Origin of the sequence: Pseudomonas sp. SORGH_AS_0199 (assembly GCF_031453735.1) — a bacterium.
Lineage (GTDB): Bacteria > Pseudomonadota > Gammaproteobacteria > Pseudomonadales > Pseudomonadaceae > Chryseomonas > Chryseomonas aestiva.
Window position 1 is genome coordinate 4,268,987 of the sequence record NZ_JAVJAE010000001.1, and the last position, 15,014, is coordinate 4,284,000.

A 15,014-nucleotide genomic window follows, 5' to 3' on the forward strand; every position below is an offset into this window, starting at 1 on the left:
GGCAAGGCAAGCTAACCTCAGAGCGCAGGTTGCCGTGGTGAAACCTACCCGGACGGAGATCCCGCCGGGCCGTCTTCCTCCAGCCGCGCCAGACTTCCTGCCGAGGCCACGGAATGAACAATTGGCTGGGACTCGACTTCCTTGTCGCCCCTCTTGCCCAGGAGCAGGTGCACCTGCACGGCCAGCATGATGGCTGGCTGGTGACGCTCGCCTATCTCGTCGCGGTCAGTGCCTGCTACGTCACCCTGGTGTTCGCCGAGCGCATCGGCCAGACCCGTACCCTGGCGCGGCGCCGTGCCTGGAGTCTGATGGGCGCCCTGAGCTTTGGCTTTGGCGTCTGGGGCATGCACTTCATCGCCATGCTGGCCTTCACCGTGCCCACCCGGGTGCACTACGACCTCTTCATCACCGTGGCCTCGCTACTGATCGTGGTGCTGGCCGGACTCATGGCCATGCCCGCCCTCAGTCAGCCCGACCTCACCCTGGGTCAGCGGCTCAAGGCCGGCACGGTGCTGAGCCTGGGCATCGTGCTCATGCACTACACCGGCATGGCCGCGGTACACACCGAGGCGGTGGTGCTCTATCGCCCGCTACCCTTCCTGTTGTCGATCGGCATCGCCGTAGGGGCCAGCTTCGCCGCCCTGCAACTGATCCAGATCTTTCGCCGCCACTACACCGGCATCTATCGCTGGCTGCGCATTGCCACCGCCCTGGTGATGGGCCTGGCCATCGCCGCCATGCATTTCACCGGCATGTGGTCCATGGTGCTGATCGCCCCCGCCGAGACCGAAAGCACCCTGCAGGGCGCCAGCAATTCCTGGCAGCTCGGCGTCGGCATCGCCATCATCGCCCTGCTCCTGGGGATCGGCGGCCTGGGCGCGGCCTGGGCGGATCGCCAGCTGCAGCGCAAGGAAAACGACCTGGAGCGGGTCAATTCCCTGGTCGGCCAGCTCGACGAAGCCCGCGCCTCGCTGCAACAGGCGGCGCACTACGATCCCCTCACCGACCTGCACAATCGCCGCGCCTTCAACCAGGCCTTCGCCGAGATCCTCGAACGCCACGCCCAGCAGGGGCGCAGCCTGGGGGTGATGTTTCTCGACATCGATCACTTCAAGCGCATCAACGACAGCCTCGGCCACGACGCTGGCGACCAGTTGCTGGTGGCCATGGCCAGGATCATTCGCGACGCGGTGCGCGAAGGCGATCTGGTGGCCCGCTTCGGCGGCGACGAATTCTGCATCCTCGCCAGCCTCGCCGGCCCCGACGAGGCCCGGCACCTGGCCCAGCGCATCCTGGAGCGGCTGCGCAATCCGGTCACCATCGGCAACCGCACCCTGGTGATGACCACCAGCATCGGCATCAGCCTCTATCCCCGCGACGGCGGCTGCTGCGAAGAACTGCTCAAGAGCGCGGATCTCGCGCTCTATCTGTCCAAGGGCAATGGCCGCAACACCTACAGCTTCTTCGACGAGACCCTGCGCGAGAAGATCTCGCTGCAACTGGAGCTGGAAGCCGAATTGCGCGAGGCGCTGGTCGAGGAACGTGGTCTGCAGCTCTACTACCAACCGATCCTCGACGTCGCCAGCGGCCAGCTGGACAAGGCCGAAGCCCTGATCCGCTGGGATCATCCGCGCCTGGGCATGCTGGCGCCCAACTGCTTTCTCGGCGTGGCCGAGGCCAACGGCTTCATCGAGGAGCTGGACGCCTGGGTGCTCAAGCGCGCCTGCCAGGACCTGGCCGAGCTGAGCGCCGCCGGCCTGGCGGACCTGCGCATCGCGGTGAATTGCTCGGCGCTCAGCCTGAGCAACGACGCCCTGCCCGGGCAGATCGCCTGGCGCCTGGACGACCACCGACTATCGCCGCGACGGCTGGAGCTGGAGGTCACCGAGAACGCCCTGGTCAAGAACGTCCAGCCCACCGCCGAATTGCTGCAGCGCATCCGCGACCTGGGCGTGACGGTGTCCATCGACGACTTCGGCACCGGTTACTCCTCGCTGGCCTATCTCAAGCGCCTGCCGATCGACACCGTGAAGATCGATCGCTCCTTCGTCACCGGGCTGGCCGAGGGCAATGCCGATCACCAGATCGTCCAGGCCATCATCGGCATGGCCCGACCGCTCAAGCTCAAGGTCACCGCCGAGGGCGTCGAACACCTGGAGCAGCTACGGCTGCTGTGCGCCCTGGGCTGCGACTTCATCCAGGGCTACCACATCAGCCGCCCGGTGCCCCTGGCCCAGGTGCCCGAGGTGATCGCCCGCTATGCCAGCGGGGTCTGTCCGTTGCAGGCCCAGGCAGAAGCCCAGGCGGAAGCGGATGCCGACGCCCTGGCCCTGGCCAAGGCGCTCGGCTAGCCGCGGCGATAACGCAGCCAGACGCTGCCGTCGTCCTGGGCTTCGGCCGCGTCCAGCTTGAGGTAGAGCGGCTGTTGCCAGGCCTGCTCGGCGATCTCGAAGGAGGCCGGATGGGCACCGCGGCCATCCACCAGCGGGATGATCAGCACGCTGATCTCGTCCACCAGGCCGGCGGCGACAAAGGAGCCGCTGACGTGGGGGCCGCCCTCCACCACCAGTCGCTCGATGCCCAGTTCGGCGTTCAGCAGCTCCAGCACGGCGCTCAGATCCAGTTCGTCCTTGCCGCCGAAGACATAGGAGGCGTCGATGTTCTGCAGGTGCGTCAGGTAGTCGTCGCTGACCCCTTCGGTGAGCACTGCCACCACATGGGAATCCAGGGCCTCATTCTTCTTCCAGGCCACCTTGCCCTGGGGATCGATGGCGATGGCGTACTTCGCGGCGTCGCGCCGGGCGAAATGGTGGGTACGCGGGATGGGCGCCTGGGCGACGCCGGTGGGATAGCCCTCGCCGTGGGCGATCTCTTCCATGGTCACCCGGCCACAGGCCCAGGCGTCGAATTCGAAGCGCTCGGCCAGGCGCTCGTAGGTGGCATCGGCCTGTTTCTTGACAGCGCGGTCCCAGCCGTCGGTGAGGGCGTGACCGTCGACCGACGACATCATATGGCAGATCACATAGGGCTTCATGGGGGCTCCCGGCAATGGCGTGTCGCCATGACACGCCTTGCAGCAACCGACCGGTCCGGCGCCGGGGGAGTTCAGCCCACCGGGCCGCGGAAACGAAAAACCCGCCGGAGGGCGGGTTTTCGGGGAGCCGGGTCGCGTTACTTCTCGACGAAGGCGCGCTCGATCAGGTAGTCGCCCGGATCGCCCATGCGCGGCGAGATGGTCAGGCCGAATTCGTTCAGCACGGCGCTGGTCTCGTCCAGCATGCTCGGGCTGCCGCAGATCATGGCGCGGTCGTCCTGCGGATTGATCGGCGGCAGGCCGATGTCCGCGAACAGCTTGCCGCTGCGCATCAGGTCGGTCTGACGACCCTGGTTGCGGAATTCCTCGCGGGTGACCAGGGGGTAGTAGATTAGCTTCTCGCGGACCAGGTCGCCGATGAATTCGTGCTCCGGCAGGGTCTTGGTGATGAAGTCGGCGTAGGCCAGCTCGTTCACGTAACGCACGCCGTGGACCAGGATCACCTTCTCGAAGCGCTCGTAGGTCTCCGGATCCTGGATGGTGCTCAGGAAGGGCGCCATGCCGGTGCCGGTGCTCAGCAGATAGAGGTGCTTGGCGGGCTTCAAGTCACTGAGGATCAGGGTGCCGGTGGGCTTGCGGCTGACCATCAGGTTGTCGCCTTCCTTGAGGTGCTGCAGGCGCGAGGTCAGGGGGCCGTCCGGCACCTTGATGCTGAAGAACTCCAGGTGCTCTTCATAGTTGGGGCTGGCGATGCTGTAGGCACGCATCAGCGGACGACCGCCTTCGGTCTCCAGGCCGATCATCACGAACTGACCGTTCTCGAAACGCAGGCCCGCATTGCGGGTGGTCTTGAAGCTGAACAGGGTGTCGTTCCAGTGATGAACGCTCAGGACGCGCTCGGTGTACAGGTTGCTCATCGATGACTCCAGGAAAAATCGGTACAGCCCGGGGCTGGATAGAAATTGCGCGACAGTTTATAGAGGGGGAAAATATCCGTGAAATGAATAATTCGAATATAGGTTATCCAAAAGGCAGATATGAGATTCACGTTGCGTCAACTCGAGGTCTTCGTCGCCGTGGCCCGCCAGGAAAGCGTTTCCCGGGCGGCCGAGGCGCTCAGTCTGTCGCAGTCGGCCACCAGTACCGCCCTCGGCGAACTGGAACGGCAATTCGACTGCCGGGTGTTCGACCGCGCCGGCAAGCGTTTGACACTCAACGCCCTGGGCCGCCAGTTGCTGCCCAAGGCGGTGGCCCTGCTCGATCGCAGCGCCGAGGTGGAAAACCTGCTGCGCGGCAAGACCGGCTTCGGCTCCCTGGAGGTCGGCGCTACCCTTACCATCGGCAACTACCTGGCCACCCTGCTGCTGGGCGACTTCATGCAGCGCCATCCCGACTGCCGGGTGCGGCTGCACGTGCACAACACCGCCAGCGTGGTGCAGCGCATCGCCAACCATGACATCGACCTCGGCCTGATCGAGGGCGACTGCCAGCATCCCGATCTGGAGGTGCAACCCTGGATCGAGGACGAACTGGTGGCGTTCTGCGCGCCCGGACACGCCCTGGCAGGCAGACAGGCCGCTCAGGCCGAGCTGGAAGCCCAGGCCTGGATCCTGCGCGAACAGGGCTCCGGCACCCGCCTGACCTTCGACCAGGCCATGCGGCACCATGCCCAGCCACTGGACGTGCGCCTGGAACTGGAACACACCGAGGCCATCCTGCGCGCGGTGGAGTCGGGGCTGGGCATCGGCTGCCTGTCGCGGCTGGCGCTGCGCGATGCCTTCGCCCGCGGCACCCTGGTGCCCATCGCGACGCCGACCCTGGATCTGCGTCGCCAGTTCTGCTTCATCTGGCACAAGCAGAAGTACCAGACCGGGGCCATGGTCGAATTCCTCGACCTCTGTCGCCAACTGACCCTGGGCCTGAGCCGCAGCGATCAGATCGACACCGCGCGGCCCCGTCCCGGACGCTAGCGGCTGGCGCCGGTCCGCTTACTGGCCCTGGTAGAGGCGGCGATTCTCCAGCTCCCGCTGCTCGTGGCGGCGGTGGGCGCGCAGCGCCAGCAGCGCCAGGATGCCGATCACCAGGCGATAGCCCTGGGAATAGAGATCCAGCTCGGCGGTGGCCGACTCGCCCAGTACGCCGCTGATCAGCCGCACCACGAACAGCGTCAGCTGCACGAAGGCCACCAGCAGCAGGCCGGCCGACAGCCATTCCGCTCGGCGAAAGGCCAGCACGGCGAACAGCGCCAGGGCGAATTGCATGCCGCCGTACCAGACCCGCGCCTCGGCCACCGACGCAGAATCCATCAGTACCATGCCGCGGGCATTGGCCATCTCGTAGGGATAGAACCAATGCGCCAGGGCGAGGCCAAACCAGACCAGGGCCTGCAGACCCAACACCAGACGTGCGAAGCGAAGCTCGGACATTCCCCGTTTCTCCTTGGGGCTAGAGACGAATGACAGCCGCTCCAGTGTAGCCAGCGCCGGGAGCGATCTGCACTGCCGATGCAGACCGCCACAGGCGGGTTAGGGTTCGCCGGAAGGGCTGGGGTAAGCTGCAGGCCTCCACCCTTCCGGCTCCTGCCCCGAGCCCGCCGCCCGAGAGATCGCCATGCCCGCCGCCCTGCCCGCCCAGCCGCCGCTGGTGCTGTCCATCCAGTCCCATGTCGCCTACGGCCACGTCGGCAATGCCGCCGCCACCCTGCCGCTGCAACTGCTCGGCCTGCAGCCGGTGGTGGTCAACACGGTGCAATTCTCCAATCACACCGGCTACGGCGAATTCAAGGGCCAGGTCTTTCCGCCCGAACACATCCACGACGTGCTCGACGGCCTGCGCGCCCGCGGCGTGCTGGAACGCTGCGTGGCCGTGCTCTCCGGCTACCTGGGCGACGCCGCCATCGGCGAGGTGATCCTCGGCGTGGTGCAGGAGATCCGCCGTCAGCGCGGCGACCTGCAGTATCTCTGCGATCCGGTGATGGGCGACGTCGGCCGCGGCATCTTCGTGCGCCCCGGCATCCCCGACTTCCTGCGCCGCCGCGCCATCGAACAGGCCAGCCTGATCACTCCCAACCAGTACGAATTCGAGCTGCTGCACGGCCAGCCACTGGCCGACACCGCCGACGCCGTGAACGCCGCCCGGCTGCTGCTCGGTCGCCGCGGCCAACCGGGCCCCACGACCATCGTCATCACCAGCCTGCGCACCCCGGACCTGCCCACCGACGTCCTCAGCACCCTGGTGGTGGAGGCGGCGGATGCCTGGCTGGTGCAGACGCCCTACCTGGACCTGCAGCCGCTGCCCAATGGCATGGGCGACGTCTTCTCCGCGGTGCTGCTGGGCCAGCTGCTCAACGGCCAGTCCACACCCGCCGCGGCGTCCCATGCGGTCAGCGCCCTCTACGCCCTGGTCGCCCGCACCGGCCCCGGCAGCCGCGACCTGCCGCTGATCGCCGCCCGCGAGCAGATCGTGCGGCCAGGCGAATTGTTCGAAGCGCAGCGGCTTTCGTAGGTCGGGTCGAGCGCCAGCGAAGCCCAAGGGTGCCGGGCGCTGTTGGGCTTCGACGATGGGGCTGTTTCAACCCAACCTACGGGTTCGCTTTGCCTCTTCTCCCCCTGGGAGAGGGCTGGGGTGAGGGTAACCCCTGAACGCGTGGAAAACGCTGCGCGGTTTTCCACCCTACCCGCCTGTTGGGCTTCGACGGTGGAGCTGTCTCAACCCAACCTACGGGTGCGCTTTGCCCCCTCTCCCCCTGGGAGAGGGCTGGGGTGAGGGTAACCCCTGAACGCGTGGCAAACGCTGCGCGGTTTTCCACCCTACCCGCCTGTTGGGCTTTGACGATGGAGCTGTCTCAACCCAACCTACGGGTGTACTTTGCCCCCTCTTCCCCTGGGAGAGGGTTGGGTGAGGGTAACTCCTGAGCGCGTGGCAAACGCTGCGCGGTTTTCCACCCTACCCGCTCTGTTGGGCTTCGACGATGGGGCTGTCTCAACCCAACCTGCGGGTCCGCTTTGCCCCCCTCTCCCCCTGGGAGAGGGTTGGGGTGAGGGAAAGCCCGGCTACCGCTGCTCACGACGACTGCAGATGCCGCTCGCGCTGCTCCTGGCGCTCCTTGGCTTCTACGCTGAGGGTCGCAGTAGGCCGCAACAGCAGGCGGGCAAGGCCTATGGGTTCGCCGGTCTCCTCGCACCAGCCGTAGTCGTCGCGGGCCAGGCGCTCCATGGCTTCGTCGATCTTGTCCAGCAGCTTCTTTTCCCGTTCCAGCTGGCGCAGTTGCCACTGGCGTTCCCGCTCGGCATTGCCGACATCGGCCGGATCGCCGTGGGTGTCCAGGCCGCGCAGGTCCTCCACCTGCTCGTCGATCAGGCGTTGCAGGTCGCCACGCTGGGTCAGCAGCAGTCGACGAAAGAATTCCCGCTGGACCTCGTTCATGTAGTCCGCGGCAGGTTGTGCCAGGAGTTCTTCAGAAGTCATGAGGCAGCCCTCAACCGGTAAATGTTATATTATAACACTTATCAGTGGCTCTAGCTTGCATCTGCCAGTCGTAGAACCCATCACAAAAATTCCGTAGTGCCTCCGCCAAAACCACTACACAACGGCAAAAGCCTGTGCGAAAGTAGCGTCACAACCTGTATGACAACCTTACAACCACATAAGCAGGTCTCCATGTTCGCCAAGGTTCCCGCCAATGTGCTGAGCGACAGCGTCGCTCAGCAGCTGCTGGACAAGATCGAAGCCGGCGTCTTCGCCCCCGGCAGCAAGATTCCCAGCGAAGCCCTGCTCTCCGAAGCCTTCGGTGTCAGCCGCACCGTGGTGCGCGAGGCCATCTCGCGGCTGAAGAACGAAGGCGTGCTGCAGCCCCAGCAGGGGCGCGGCATCTTCGTCACGGCCCACGCCAGCATCCGCCCGCTGCGCATCGACGCCGACGAAGCCAGCCTGCCCGGCAGCGTCTTCCACCTGCTGGACCTGCGCCGCGCCATCGAGGCCGAGATCGCCTCCGAAGCCGCCATCAATCGCAGCGAGACCGATCTGGTGGCCATCGACGAGGCCCTGGCCGCCATCGACGAAGAGGTCGCCGACGGCCATGACGGGGTACGGGCCGACGTGGCCTTCCATCGCACCATCGCCCAGGCCACCGGCAATCCCTACTTCATCAGGACCCTGGAATTCGTCAGCCAGTACCTGGAGACGGCCACGCGCATCACCCGCACCAACGAGGCGCGGCGCGAGGACTTCTCCCGCCAGGTGCATGAAGAACACCAGGCCATCGTCGCCGCCATCCGCCTCGGCGATCCCCTGGCCGCCGCCAACGCCGCCCGCCAGCACATCTACAACGCCGCCCGCCGCCTGCGGCAGGCCGGCTTCGCCTGACCTTTTTACGGAGAACAACAAGATGCAAGACAACGTCGGTGTCATCGGTCTCGGGGCCATGGGTCTGGGCGTCGCCCGTTCGCTGCTGCGTGCGGGTTTCGCCGTGCATGCCTGTGACGTGCGCGCCAGCGTGCTGGAAAGCTTCGCCAGCGAAGGCGGCGTAGCCTGCACCTCGCCTGCGGCCCTGGCCGACAGCTGCGACATCCTCATCACCGTGGTGGTCAATGCCGAGCAGACCGAAGCCGTGCTGTTCGGTGAAGGCGGCGCCGCCTCTGCCCTGCGTCCGGGCAGCCTGGTGATCGCCTGCGCCACCGTGGCCCCGGCCTACGCCGTCGAGCTGGGCGAGCGCCTGGCCGAGCGCGGCATCCTGCTGCTGGACGCCCCGCTCTCCGGGGGCGCCGCCAAGGCCGCCAGTGGCGAGATGACCATGATGACCTCCGGCACTGCGGAAGCCTATGCCAAGGGCGAGGCGGTACTGGCCGCCATGGCCGGCAAGGTCTATCGCCTGGGCGATGCACCCGGCCAGGGTTCCAAGGTCAAGATCATCAACCAGCTGCTGGCCGGGGTACATATCGCCGCCTCCGCCGAGGCCATGGCCCTCGGCCTGCGCGAAGGCGTCGATCCGGACGCCCTCTACGAGGTCATCACCCACAGCGCCGGCAATTCCTGGATGTTCGAGAATCGCGTACCGCACATCCTCAAGGCCGACTACACCCCGCTGTCCGCCGTGGATATCTTCGTCAAGGACCTGGGCCTGGTGCTGGATACCGCGCGCACCTCGAAATTCCCGCTGCCGCTGTCGGCCACCGCCCACCAGATGTTCATGCAGGCCTCCACCGCAGGCTTCGGTCGTGAAGACGACTCGGCAGTGATCAAGATCTTCCCGGGCATCGAGTTGCCCAAGGCCGCGGAGTGAAACCCATGAGCCAGACCGAGACCCGCCCGCTGCTGGGCTGCATCGCCGACGACTTCACCGGCGCCACCGATCTCGCCAACATGCTGGTACGTGGCGGCATGCGCACCGTGCAGGTGATCGGCGTGCCCGCGGCCGACGCCGAACTCGAAGCGGCCGACGCCGTGGTAGTGGCGTTGAAATCCCGCACCACGCCGGCCGCCGAGGCGGTGAGCGAATCCCTGGCCGCCCTCGCCTGGCTGCGCCAGCGCGGCTGCCGGCAATTCTTCTTCAAGTACTGCTCGACCTTCGATTCCACCGCCGCAGGCAACATCGGCCCGGTAGCCGAGGCCCTGCAGGAGGCACTGGACTGCGATTTCACCCTGGCCTGCCCGGCCTTCCCGGAAACCGGGCGTACCCTGTTCCGCGGCCACCTGTTCGTGCAGGACCAGCTGCTCAGCGAGTCCGGCATGCAGCACCACCCGCTGACGCCCATGGGCGACGCCAACCTGGTGCGGGTGCTGCAGGCGCAGAGCCGTGGCAAGGTAGGGCTGCTGCGCTACGATCAGGTCGCCAAGGGCCCCGAGGCCGTGCGCGCGGCCATCGCCGAACTGCGTACTTCGGGTCATCGCCTGGCCATCGCCGATGCCCTGTCCGACGCCGATCTGCATACCCTGGGCGCGGCCTGTGCCGAGCTGCCCCTGGTCACCGGTGGTTCGGGCATCGCCCAGGGCCTGCCGGAGAATTTCCGCCGCGCCGGCCTGCTCCAGGCCCATGACGCTGCCGCCCTGGCGCTGCCCGCCGGTGGCGAAGCCGTGCTGGCCGGCAGCGCGTCCCAGGCCACCAATGGCCAGGTCGCCGCCTGGCTGGAAGCCGGTCGCCCGGCCCTGCGCCTGGACCCGCTGGCCCTGGCCCGGGGTGACGACAGTATCGACGCCGCCCTCGCCTGGGCGCGTGAGCAGGGCCAGGCCGTGCTCATCTATGCCACCAGTCCCGCCGACGAGGTCAAGGCCATCCAGCGCGAGCTGGGCGTGGCGCGCGCCGGTGAACTGGTGGAACGCGCCCTCGGCCTGATCGCCCGCGGCCTGTTCGACCAAGGCGTACGCCGCCTGGTGGTGGCCGGCGGCGAAACCTCCGGCGCCGTGGTCCAGGCCCTGGGCGTACAGGCCCTGCGTATCGGCGCCCAGATCGATCCGGGCGTGCCGGCCACCCTCGGCCAGGTGCAGGGCGACCCCCTGGCCCTGGCGCTCAAGTCCGGCAACTTCGGCAGCCGCGACTTCTTCGCCAAGGCGTTGCGCCAGCTGGCAGGAGAGCAGGCATGAGCGTCGAAGCCCGTCTGCGCGAAGAGATCTGCACCGTCGGCGCCAGCCTCTATGCCCGCGGCTACACCGTGGGCAGCGCCGGCAACATCAGCGCCCGCCTGGAAGACGGCTGGCTGATCACCCCCACCGACGCCTGCCTGGGTCGCCTGGATCCGGCGGCCATCGCCAAGGTCGGCCTGGAAGGCGACTGGGTCTCCGGGGACAAGCCATCCAAGACCCTGGCCCTGCATCGCCAGGTCTACGACCGCAATCCCGGCGTGGGCGGCGTGGTGCACACCCACTCCACTCACCTGGTGGCCCTGACCCTGGCCGGCGTCTGGTGCCCGGACGACATCCTGCCACCCATCACCCCCTACCAGGTGATGAAGGTCGGCCATATCCCGCTGATCCCCTATGCCCGCCCCGGCGCCGCCAGCGTCGCCGAGCAGGTGGCGCAACTGGCCAACCGGGTAAGGGGCGTGATGCTCGAACGCCTCGGTCCGGTGGTCTGGGAAAGCAGCGTGAGCAAGGCCAGCTTCGCCCTGGAGGAGCTGGAAGAAACCGCGCGGCTGTGGCTGCTCAGCGAACCGCGCCCGGCGCCGCTCGATGCCGCCGCGCTGGCCGAACTGGCGGAGACCTTCGGCGCCGTCTGGTGACCTGAAGCCCGCGCTACCGCAACACCCCCACGATGGCCCTCGCCGGCCGTCGCGGGATCGGCTTGCCCTGGAAAAACAACAATAGCGAGGAAAGTGCCATGTCCCACGTCGTCAGCCCTACCCGCCCGGAGTTCCGCTCATGAGTCCGTTGCTGCTGGTCCTCATCGCCGCGGCGGGCATCGCCCTGCTGCTGTTCCTGGTTCTCAAGTACAAATTCCAGCCCTTCGTGGCGCTGATGCTGGTGAGCATCCTGGTGGCCCTGGCCGCTGGCGTGGAACCGTCCAAGCTGGTCGCCACCATCGAAGGCGGTATGGGCAAGATCCTCGGCCACATCGCCATCATCATCGCCCTGGGCGCCATGATCGGCCGCATCATCGAACTCTCCGGCGGTGCCGAGGCCCTGGCCAAGACGCTGATCGAGCGCTTCGGCAACAGACGCACGCCGCTGGCCCTGACCCTGGCCGGCTTCCTGGTCGGCATCCCGGTGTTCTTCGAAGTCGGCGTGATCGTGCTGATGCCGCTGGCCTATGGCATCGCCCGCACCGCGCGCAAGCCGCTGATCGTCTTCGCCCTGCCGATGTGCGCCACCATGCTCACGGTGCACGCCATGCTGCCGCCCCACCCGGGCGCCGTGGCCGCCGCCGGCCAGCTGGGCGCCGATCTGGGTCGGGTGCTGCTGTTCGGCCTGCCGATCACCGCCGTACTGGCCCTGATCGGCTGGTGGGTGGCCGGGCGCATGACCCGTCGTCACTACCCCATGACCGACGACATCCGTAGCGACGTCTATGGTCCGCAGATCACCGACACCCACCTGCAGCAGTGGGGCCGCGGCCAGGACATGGCCCCCGGCCTGCCCAGCCTCGGCGCCGCCGCGGTCAAGGTCGACGAGACCCCGGCCGGCCTCGCCGCCGGCCTTCCGCCCGCCCCGGCCCCCGGCTTCGGCCTGGTGGTGACCCTGATCCTGCTGCCCATCGTGCTGATCCTGCTGGGCACCCTGGCCACCAGCTGGCTTCCGGCCGGCAACCTGCTGCGCGACATCTTCACCGTGATTGGCGCGCCCCTGGTGGCGCTGCTGATCGACACCCTGCTGTGCGCCTATGTGCTGGGCTTCCGCCGCGGCTGGTCGCGCGAGCAGGTCTCGGACGTCATCGGCTCGGCGCTGCCCGGCGTGGCCATGGTCATCCTCATCGCCGGGGCCGGCGGCGTCTTCGGCAAGGTGCTGGTGGACACCGGCATCGGCGCGGTGGTCTCGGAGCTGCTGCGCGCCACCGGCCTGCCGGTGCTGGCGCTGGGCTTCGTGCTGACCCTGCTGCTGCGCGCGGTCCAGGGTTCCACCACCGTGGCCCTGGTCACCACCGCCGGCATCCTCGGCCCGCTGATCGCCACCCTGGACCTCTCGGCCAACCACATGGCCCTGCTCTGCCTGGCCATGGGCGCCGGTGGCCTGGCCGTGTCGCACATCAACGACGCCGGCTACTGGATCTTCACCAAGCTGGTCGGCCTGAGCGTCGCCGACGGCTTGCGTACCTGGACCGTCCTGACCACCCTGCTGGGGTGCCTGGGCTTCGCCATCACCCTGCTGCTCTGGCCCTTCGTCTGATCTGGGAGACAAGCCATGCCCCGTTTCGCCGCCAACCTCAGCATGCTCTACCCCGAGCATGCCTTCCTCGATCGCTTCGCCGCCGCCGCGGCGGATGGCTTCCAGGCCGTGGAATACCTCTTTCCCTATGAGCACAGTGCCGCCGAGATCAAGACACGCCTGGACGCCGCGGGCCTGACCCAGGTGCTGTTCAACGCCCCGCCCGGTGACTGGGCCGCGGGCGAACGTGGCCTGGCCGCCCTGCCCGGTCGCGAAGCCGAATGCCGCGCCGGCATCGACCGCGCCCTGGACTACGCCGCCGTGCTGGGCAATCGCCTGGTGCATGTGATGGCCGGCCTGCTGCCCGCCGGAGTCGACCGGGCCCGCGCCCGCGACACCTACCTGGGCAACCTGGCCCATGCTGCCGAACAGGCGGCCAAGGCCGGGGTGACGATTCTCATCGAGCCGATCAACCCGCGCGACATGCCCGGCTATTTCCTCAATCGCCAGGATGACGCCCAGGCCATCCGCCAGGCCATAGGCGCTGACAATCTGAAGGTGCAGTTCGACTGCTACCACTGCCAGATCGTCGAGGGCGACGTCAGCAAGACCTTCGAGCGCGACTTCGCCGGCATCGGCCACGTGCAGATCGCCGGGGTACCCGATCGCCACGAACCGGATCTGGGCGAGCTGCACTATCCCTATCTGTTCGAGCGCTTCGACGCCCTCGGCTACGACGGCTGGATCGGCTGCGAATACCGTCCGCGGGGCGATACCTCGGCGGGGTTGGAGTGGTTGCGCAAGCTCAGGGCCTGAGTCCCTGTTGGGCTTCGACGATAGAGCCGTCTCAGCCCAACCTACGATCAGGTTTGTAGGGTGGACAACGGCGCAGCCTTGTCCACCGTCAGGCACCTAGGCCCGGTGGAAAACGCTGTGCGGTTTTCCACCCTTGTATCTCGACGACAGCCTCCTCAGGGGGCATAGTCCCCGACTGATCATCGGGGGAGGATGGCAGGCCGTGTCCACCCTTAAGCCTTTGAGCTTGCAACGTAGATAGGCTGCCTCCTCCACACCCATCCCCGAGTCCGAACGGTATCTAGAGCCTCCAGAGCTCGTATTGCACAAGGTTGGACGGGATGACGTGATCGTGTCGCATCTGAAGGAGGAGACATCATGGCCGTAATCGGTGTTGATATCGCCAAGCGCAGCTTCGATCTGGCGGTCCTGCAATCCAATGGCAAGCACCGGACCAAGGGCAGGCTGAGCAACGATCCGTCAGGCTTCGCGGTCTTTGCCGACTGGCTGCAGCAGCATGCCGAGCCAGGCGCTTGGATCGTGATGGAGGCCACGGGCACCTATCACGAAGCGCTCGCCGAGCATTTCCATGCGCTGGGCTACCGAATCGCCGTGCTCAATCCGGCACAGATCGCTCGCTATGCGCAAAGCCAGTTGCAGCGCAGCAAGACGGACAAACTCGACGCCAAGCTGATCGCCACCTATGGCCAGCGGCATGAAGACAGCCTGCGGGCCTGGCACCCGGAGCCTGTGTCCATCCGCACGCTTCGCGCGCTGACCCGGCGCCTGGAGGATCTCCAATCGCTACGGCAGATGGAGCTCAATCGGCTCGAGGTCAGCCCGGAAAAGGTCCAGGACTCGATTCGAGCGGTCGTGCAGCGGCTCGATGAGCAGATCGCCTGGACGCTCGAACAGATCAAACGGCATATCGACGATGACCCGGACCTGAGCGGCAAACGTGATCTGCTGGTGAGCATAGACGGCATCGCCGACAAGACCGCCGCCCTGATCCTGGCGGAGCTCGGCGATATCGGTCGCTTCGCCGATGCCCGCGCCGTGACCGCCTTTGCCGGTTTGAACCCACGCCTACAGGAATCAGGTCTTTACCGCGGCCATACCGGCATCTCGCGCATGGGATCGGTCCGCTTACGAAGTGCGCTATACCTACCCGCCGTCGTGGCGCTGACCTACAACCCGGCTATCAAGGCGCAAGCCGAGCGTCTGAAAACCAGAGGGAAGAAAGGTAAACAAACCGTCTGCGCCGCCATGCGCAAGCTGCTGACCATCGCCTATGGCGTGCTCAAATCGGGCAAGCCTTTCGACCTTGCTTTAGCGATTGCACACTGAGGGGCGAAGACGGTATCTACGGGGCTATCGCGGACCGCCATGGCCG

General features: G+C 67.0%; 14 protein-coding genes. 10 read left to right on the plus strand and 4 right to left on the minus strand.

Annotation, left to right across the window (positions count from 1 at the left end; all coding sequences use genetic code 11):
• Positions 1-113 precede the first annotated feature (113 nt).
• Complete coding sequence (locus QE444_RS19995; RefSeq protein WP_208692259.1) at positions 114-2,351, plus strand: bifunctional diguanylate cyclase/phosphodiesterase; 2,238 nt, start codon at positions 114-116, stop codon at positions 2,349-2,351.
• Here QE444_RS19995 and QE444_RS20000 read toward each other — a convergent pair.
• Together QE444_RS20000 and fpr are read right to left on the minus strand one after the other, a co-directional pair.
• On the minus strand, positions 2,348-3,034 hold the full coding sequence (locus QE444_RS20000) for a dihydrofolate reductase family protein (RefSeq protein ID WP_187980073.1): 687 nt from the start codon (positions 3,032-3,034) through the stop codon (positions 2,348-2,350). The two genes, QE444_RS19995 and QE444_RS20000, sit on opposite strands and share 4 nt — an antisense overlap.
• A gap of 137 nt (positions 3,035-3,171) precedes the next feature.
• On the minus strand, positions 3,172-3,951 hold the full coding sequence (fpr, locus tag QE444_RS20005; protein WP_007160677.1) for a ferredoxin-NADP reductase: 780 nt from the start codon (positions 3,949-3,951) through the stop codon (positions 3,172-3,174).
• Positions 3,952-4,071: 120 nt separating this feature from the next.
• On the opposite strand from fpr, the gene QE444_RS20010 reads away from it, so the two are divergent.
• Entirely contained in the window at positions 4,072-5,004 is a 933-nt protein-coding gene (locus QE444_RS20010; RefSeq protein ID WP_187980075.1) for a LysR family transcriptional regulator, read from the plus strand.
• Positions 5,005-5,022: 18 nt separating this feature from the next.
• Here the strand turns inward: QE444_RS20010 and QE444_RS20015 are convergent, their stop codons facing one another.
• The gene (locus QE444_RS20015) at positions 5,023-5,460 is read right to left on the minus strand and encodes a DUF4345 family protein (protein WP_133863180.1); all 438 of its coding nucleotides are present in this window, start codon (positions 5,458-5,460) and stop codon (positions 5,023-5,025) included.
• Between the two features lie 184 nt (positions 5,461-5,644).
• Here QE444_RS20015 and pdxY point away from each other — a divergent pair, with 184 nt between their 5' ends.
• Complete coding sequence (pdxY, locus tag QE444_RS20020) at positions 5,645-6,538, plus strand: pyridoxal kinase PdxY (protein ID WP_273861331.1); 894 nt, start codon at positions 5,645-5,647, stop codon at positions 6,536-6,538.
• Positions 6,539-7,096: 558 nt separating this feature from the next.
• On the opposite strand, the gene dksA is transcribed toward pdxY, so the two are convergent.
• Positions 7,097-7,501, minus strand: a complete 405-nt coding sequence (gene dksA, locus QE444_RS20025) for an RNA polymerase-binding protein DksA (protein ID WP_280305917.1) — start codon at positions 7,499-7,501, stop codon at positions 7,097-7,099.
• A gap of 192 nt (positions 7,502-7,693) precedes the next feature.
• Between dksA and QE444_RS20030 the strand changes: the two genes are divergently transcribed.
• The 7 genes from QE444_RS20030 (at position 7,694) to QE444_RS20060 (ending at position 14,968) form a co-directional block, all read left to right on the plus strand.
• The gene (locus QE444_RS20030; protein ID WP_044341678.1) at positions 7,694-8,398 is read left to right on the plus strand and encodes a FadR/GntR family transcriptional regulator; all 705 of its coding nucleotides are present in this window, start codon (positions 7,694-7,696) and stop codon (positions 8,396-8,398) included.
• A 22-nt stretch (positions 8,399-8,420) separates the two neighbouring features.
• The gene (gene ltnD, locus QE444_RS20035) at positions 8,421-9,314 is read left to right on the plus strand and encodes an L-threonate dehydrogenase (RefSeq protein WP_158892799.1); all 894 of its coding nucleotides are present in this window, start codon (positions 8,421-8,423) and stop codon (positions 9,312-9,314) included.
• Positions 9,315-9,319: 5 nt separating this feature from the next.
• Complete coding sequence (gene otnK / locus QE444_RS20040; protein ID WP_309741275.1) at positions 9,320-10,612, plus strand: 3-oxo-tetronate kinase; 1,293 nt, start codon at positions 9,320-9,322, stop codon at positions 10,610-10,612.
• On the plus strand, positions 10,609-11,247 hold the full coding sequence (locus QE444_RS20045) for an aldolase (protein WP_309741278.1): 639 nt from the start codon (positions 10,609-10,611) through the stop codon (positions 11,245-11,247). The genes otnK and QE444_RS20045 overlap by 4 nt, the downstream gene beginning before the upstream one ends.
• 139 nt (positions 11,248-11,386) lie before the next feature.
• Positions 11,387-12,847, plus strand: a complete 1,461-nt coding sequence (locus QE444_RS20050) for an SLC13 family permease (protein ID WP_133863186.1) — start codon at positions 11,387-11,389, stop codon at positions 12,845-12,847.
• Positions 12,848-12,862: 15 nt separating this feature from the next.
• On the plus strand, positions 12,863-13,642 hold the full coding sequence (gene otnI, locus QE444_RS20055; protein ID WP_133863187.1) for a 2-oxo-tetronate isomerase: 780 nt from the start codon (positions 12,863-12,865) through the stop codon (positions 13,640-13,642).
• A 357-nt stretch (positions 13,643-13,999) separates the two neighbouring features.
• Positions 14,000-14,968: an IS110 family transposase gene (locus QE444_RS20060; RefSeq protein ID WP_309741283.1), complete on the plus strand. Its 969-nt coding sequence runs from the start codon at positions 14,000-14,002 to the stop codon at positions 14,966-14,968.
• Positions 14,969-15,014 lie beyond the last annotated feature (46 nt).

Bases quoted from the DNA above. Each gene is read 5' to 3' on its own strand.
- QE444_RS20000 (WP_187980073.1), bottom strand. From the start codon at position 3,034: ATGAAGCCCTATGTGATCTGCCATATGATGTCGTCGGTCGACGGTCAC.
- QE444_RS20060 (WP_309741283.1), top strand. From the start codon at position 14,000: ATGGCCGTAATCGGTGTTGATATCGCCAAGCGCAGCTTCGATCTGGCG.
- QE444_RS19995 (WP_208692259.1), top strand. From the start codon at position 114: ATGAACAATTGGCTGGGACTCGACTTCCTTGTCGCCCCTCTTGCCCAG.
- otnK (WP_309741275.1), top strand. From the start codon at position 9,320: ATGAGCCAGACCGAGACCCGCCCGCTGCTGGGCTGCATCGCCGACGAC.
- ltnD (WP_158892799.1), top strand. From the start codon at position 8,421: ATGCAAGACAACGTCGGTGTCATCGGTCTCGGGGCCATGGGTCTGGGC.
- QE444_RS20015 (WP_133863180.1), bottom strand. From the start codon at position 5,460: ATGTCCGAGCTTCGCTTCGCACGTCTGGTGTTGGGTCTGCAGGCCCTG.
- pdxY (WP_273861331.1), top strand. From the start codon at position 5,645: ATGCCCGCCGCCCTGCCCGCCCAGCCGCCGCTGGTGCTGTCCATCCAG.
- QE444_RS20050 (WP_133863186.1), top strand. From the start codon at position 11,387: ATGAGTCCGTTGCTGCTGGTCCTCATCGCCGCGGCGGGCATCGCCCTG.
- QE444_RS20045 (WP_309741278.1), top strand. From the start codon at position 10,609: ATGAGCGTCGAAGCCCGTCTGCGCGAAGAGATCTGCACCGTCGGCGCC.
- otnI (WP_133863187.1), top strand. From the start codon at position 12,863: ATGCCCCGTTTCGCCGCCAACCTCAGCATGCTCTACCCCGAGCATGCC.
- dksA (WP_280305917.1), bottom strand. From the start codon at position 7,501: ATGACTTCTGAAGAACTCCTGGCACAACCTGCCGCGGACTACATGAAC.
- QE444_RS20030 (WP_044341678.1), top strand. From the start codon at position 7,694: ATGTTCGCCAAGGTTCCCGCCAATGTGCTGAGCGACAGCGTCGCTCAG.
- QE444_RS20010 (WP_187980075.1), top strand. From the start codon at position 4,072: ATGAGATTCACGTTGCGTCAACTCGAGGTCTTCGTCGCCGTGGCCCGC.
- fpr (WP_007160677.1), bottom strand. From the start codon at position 3,951: ATGAGCAACCTGTACACCGAGCGCGTCCTGAGCGTTCATCACTGGAAC.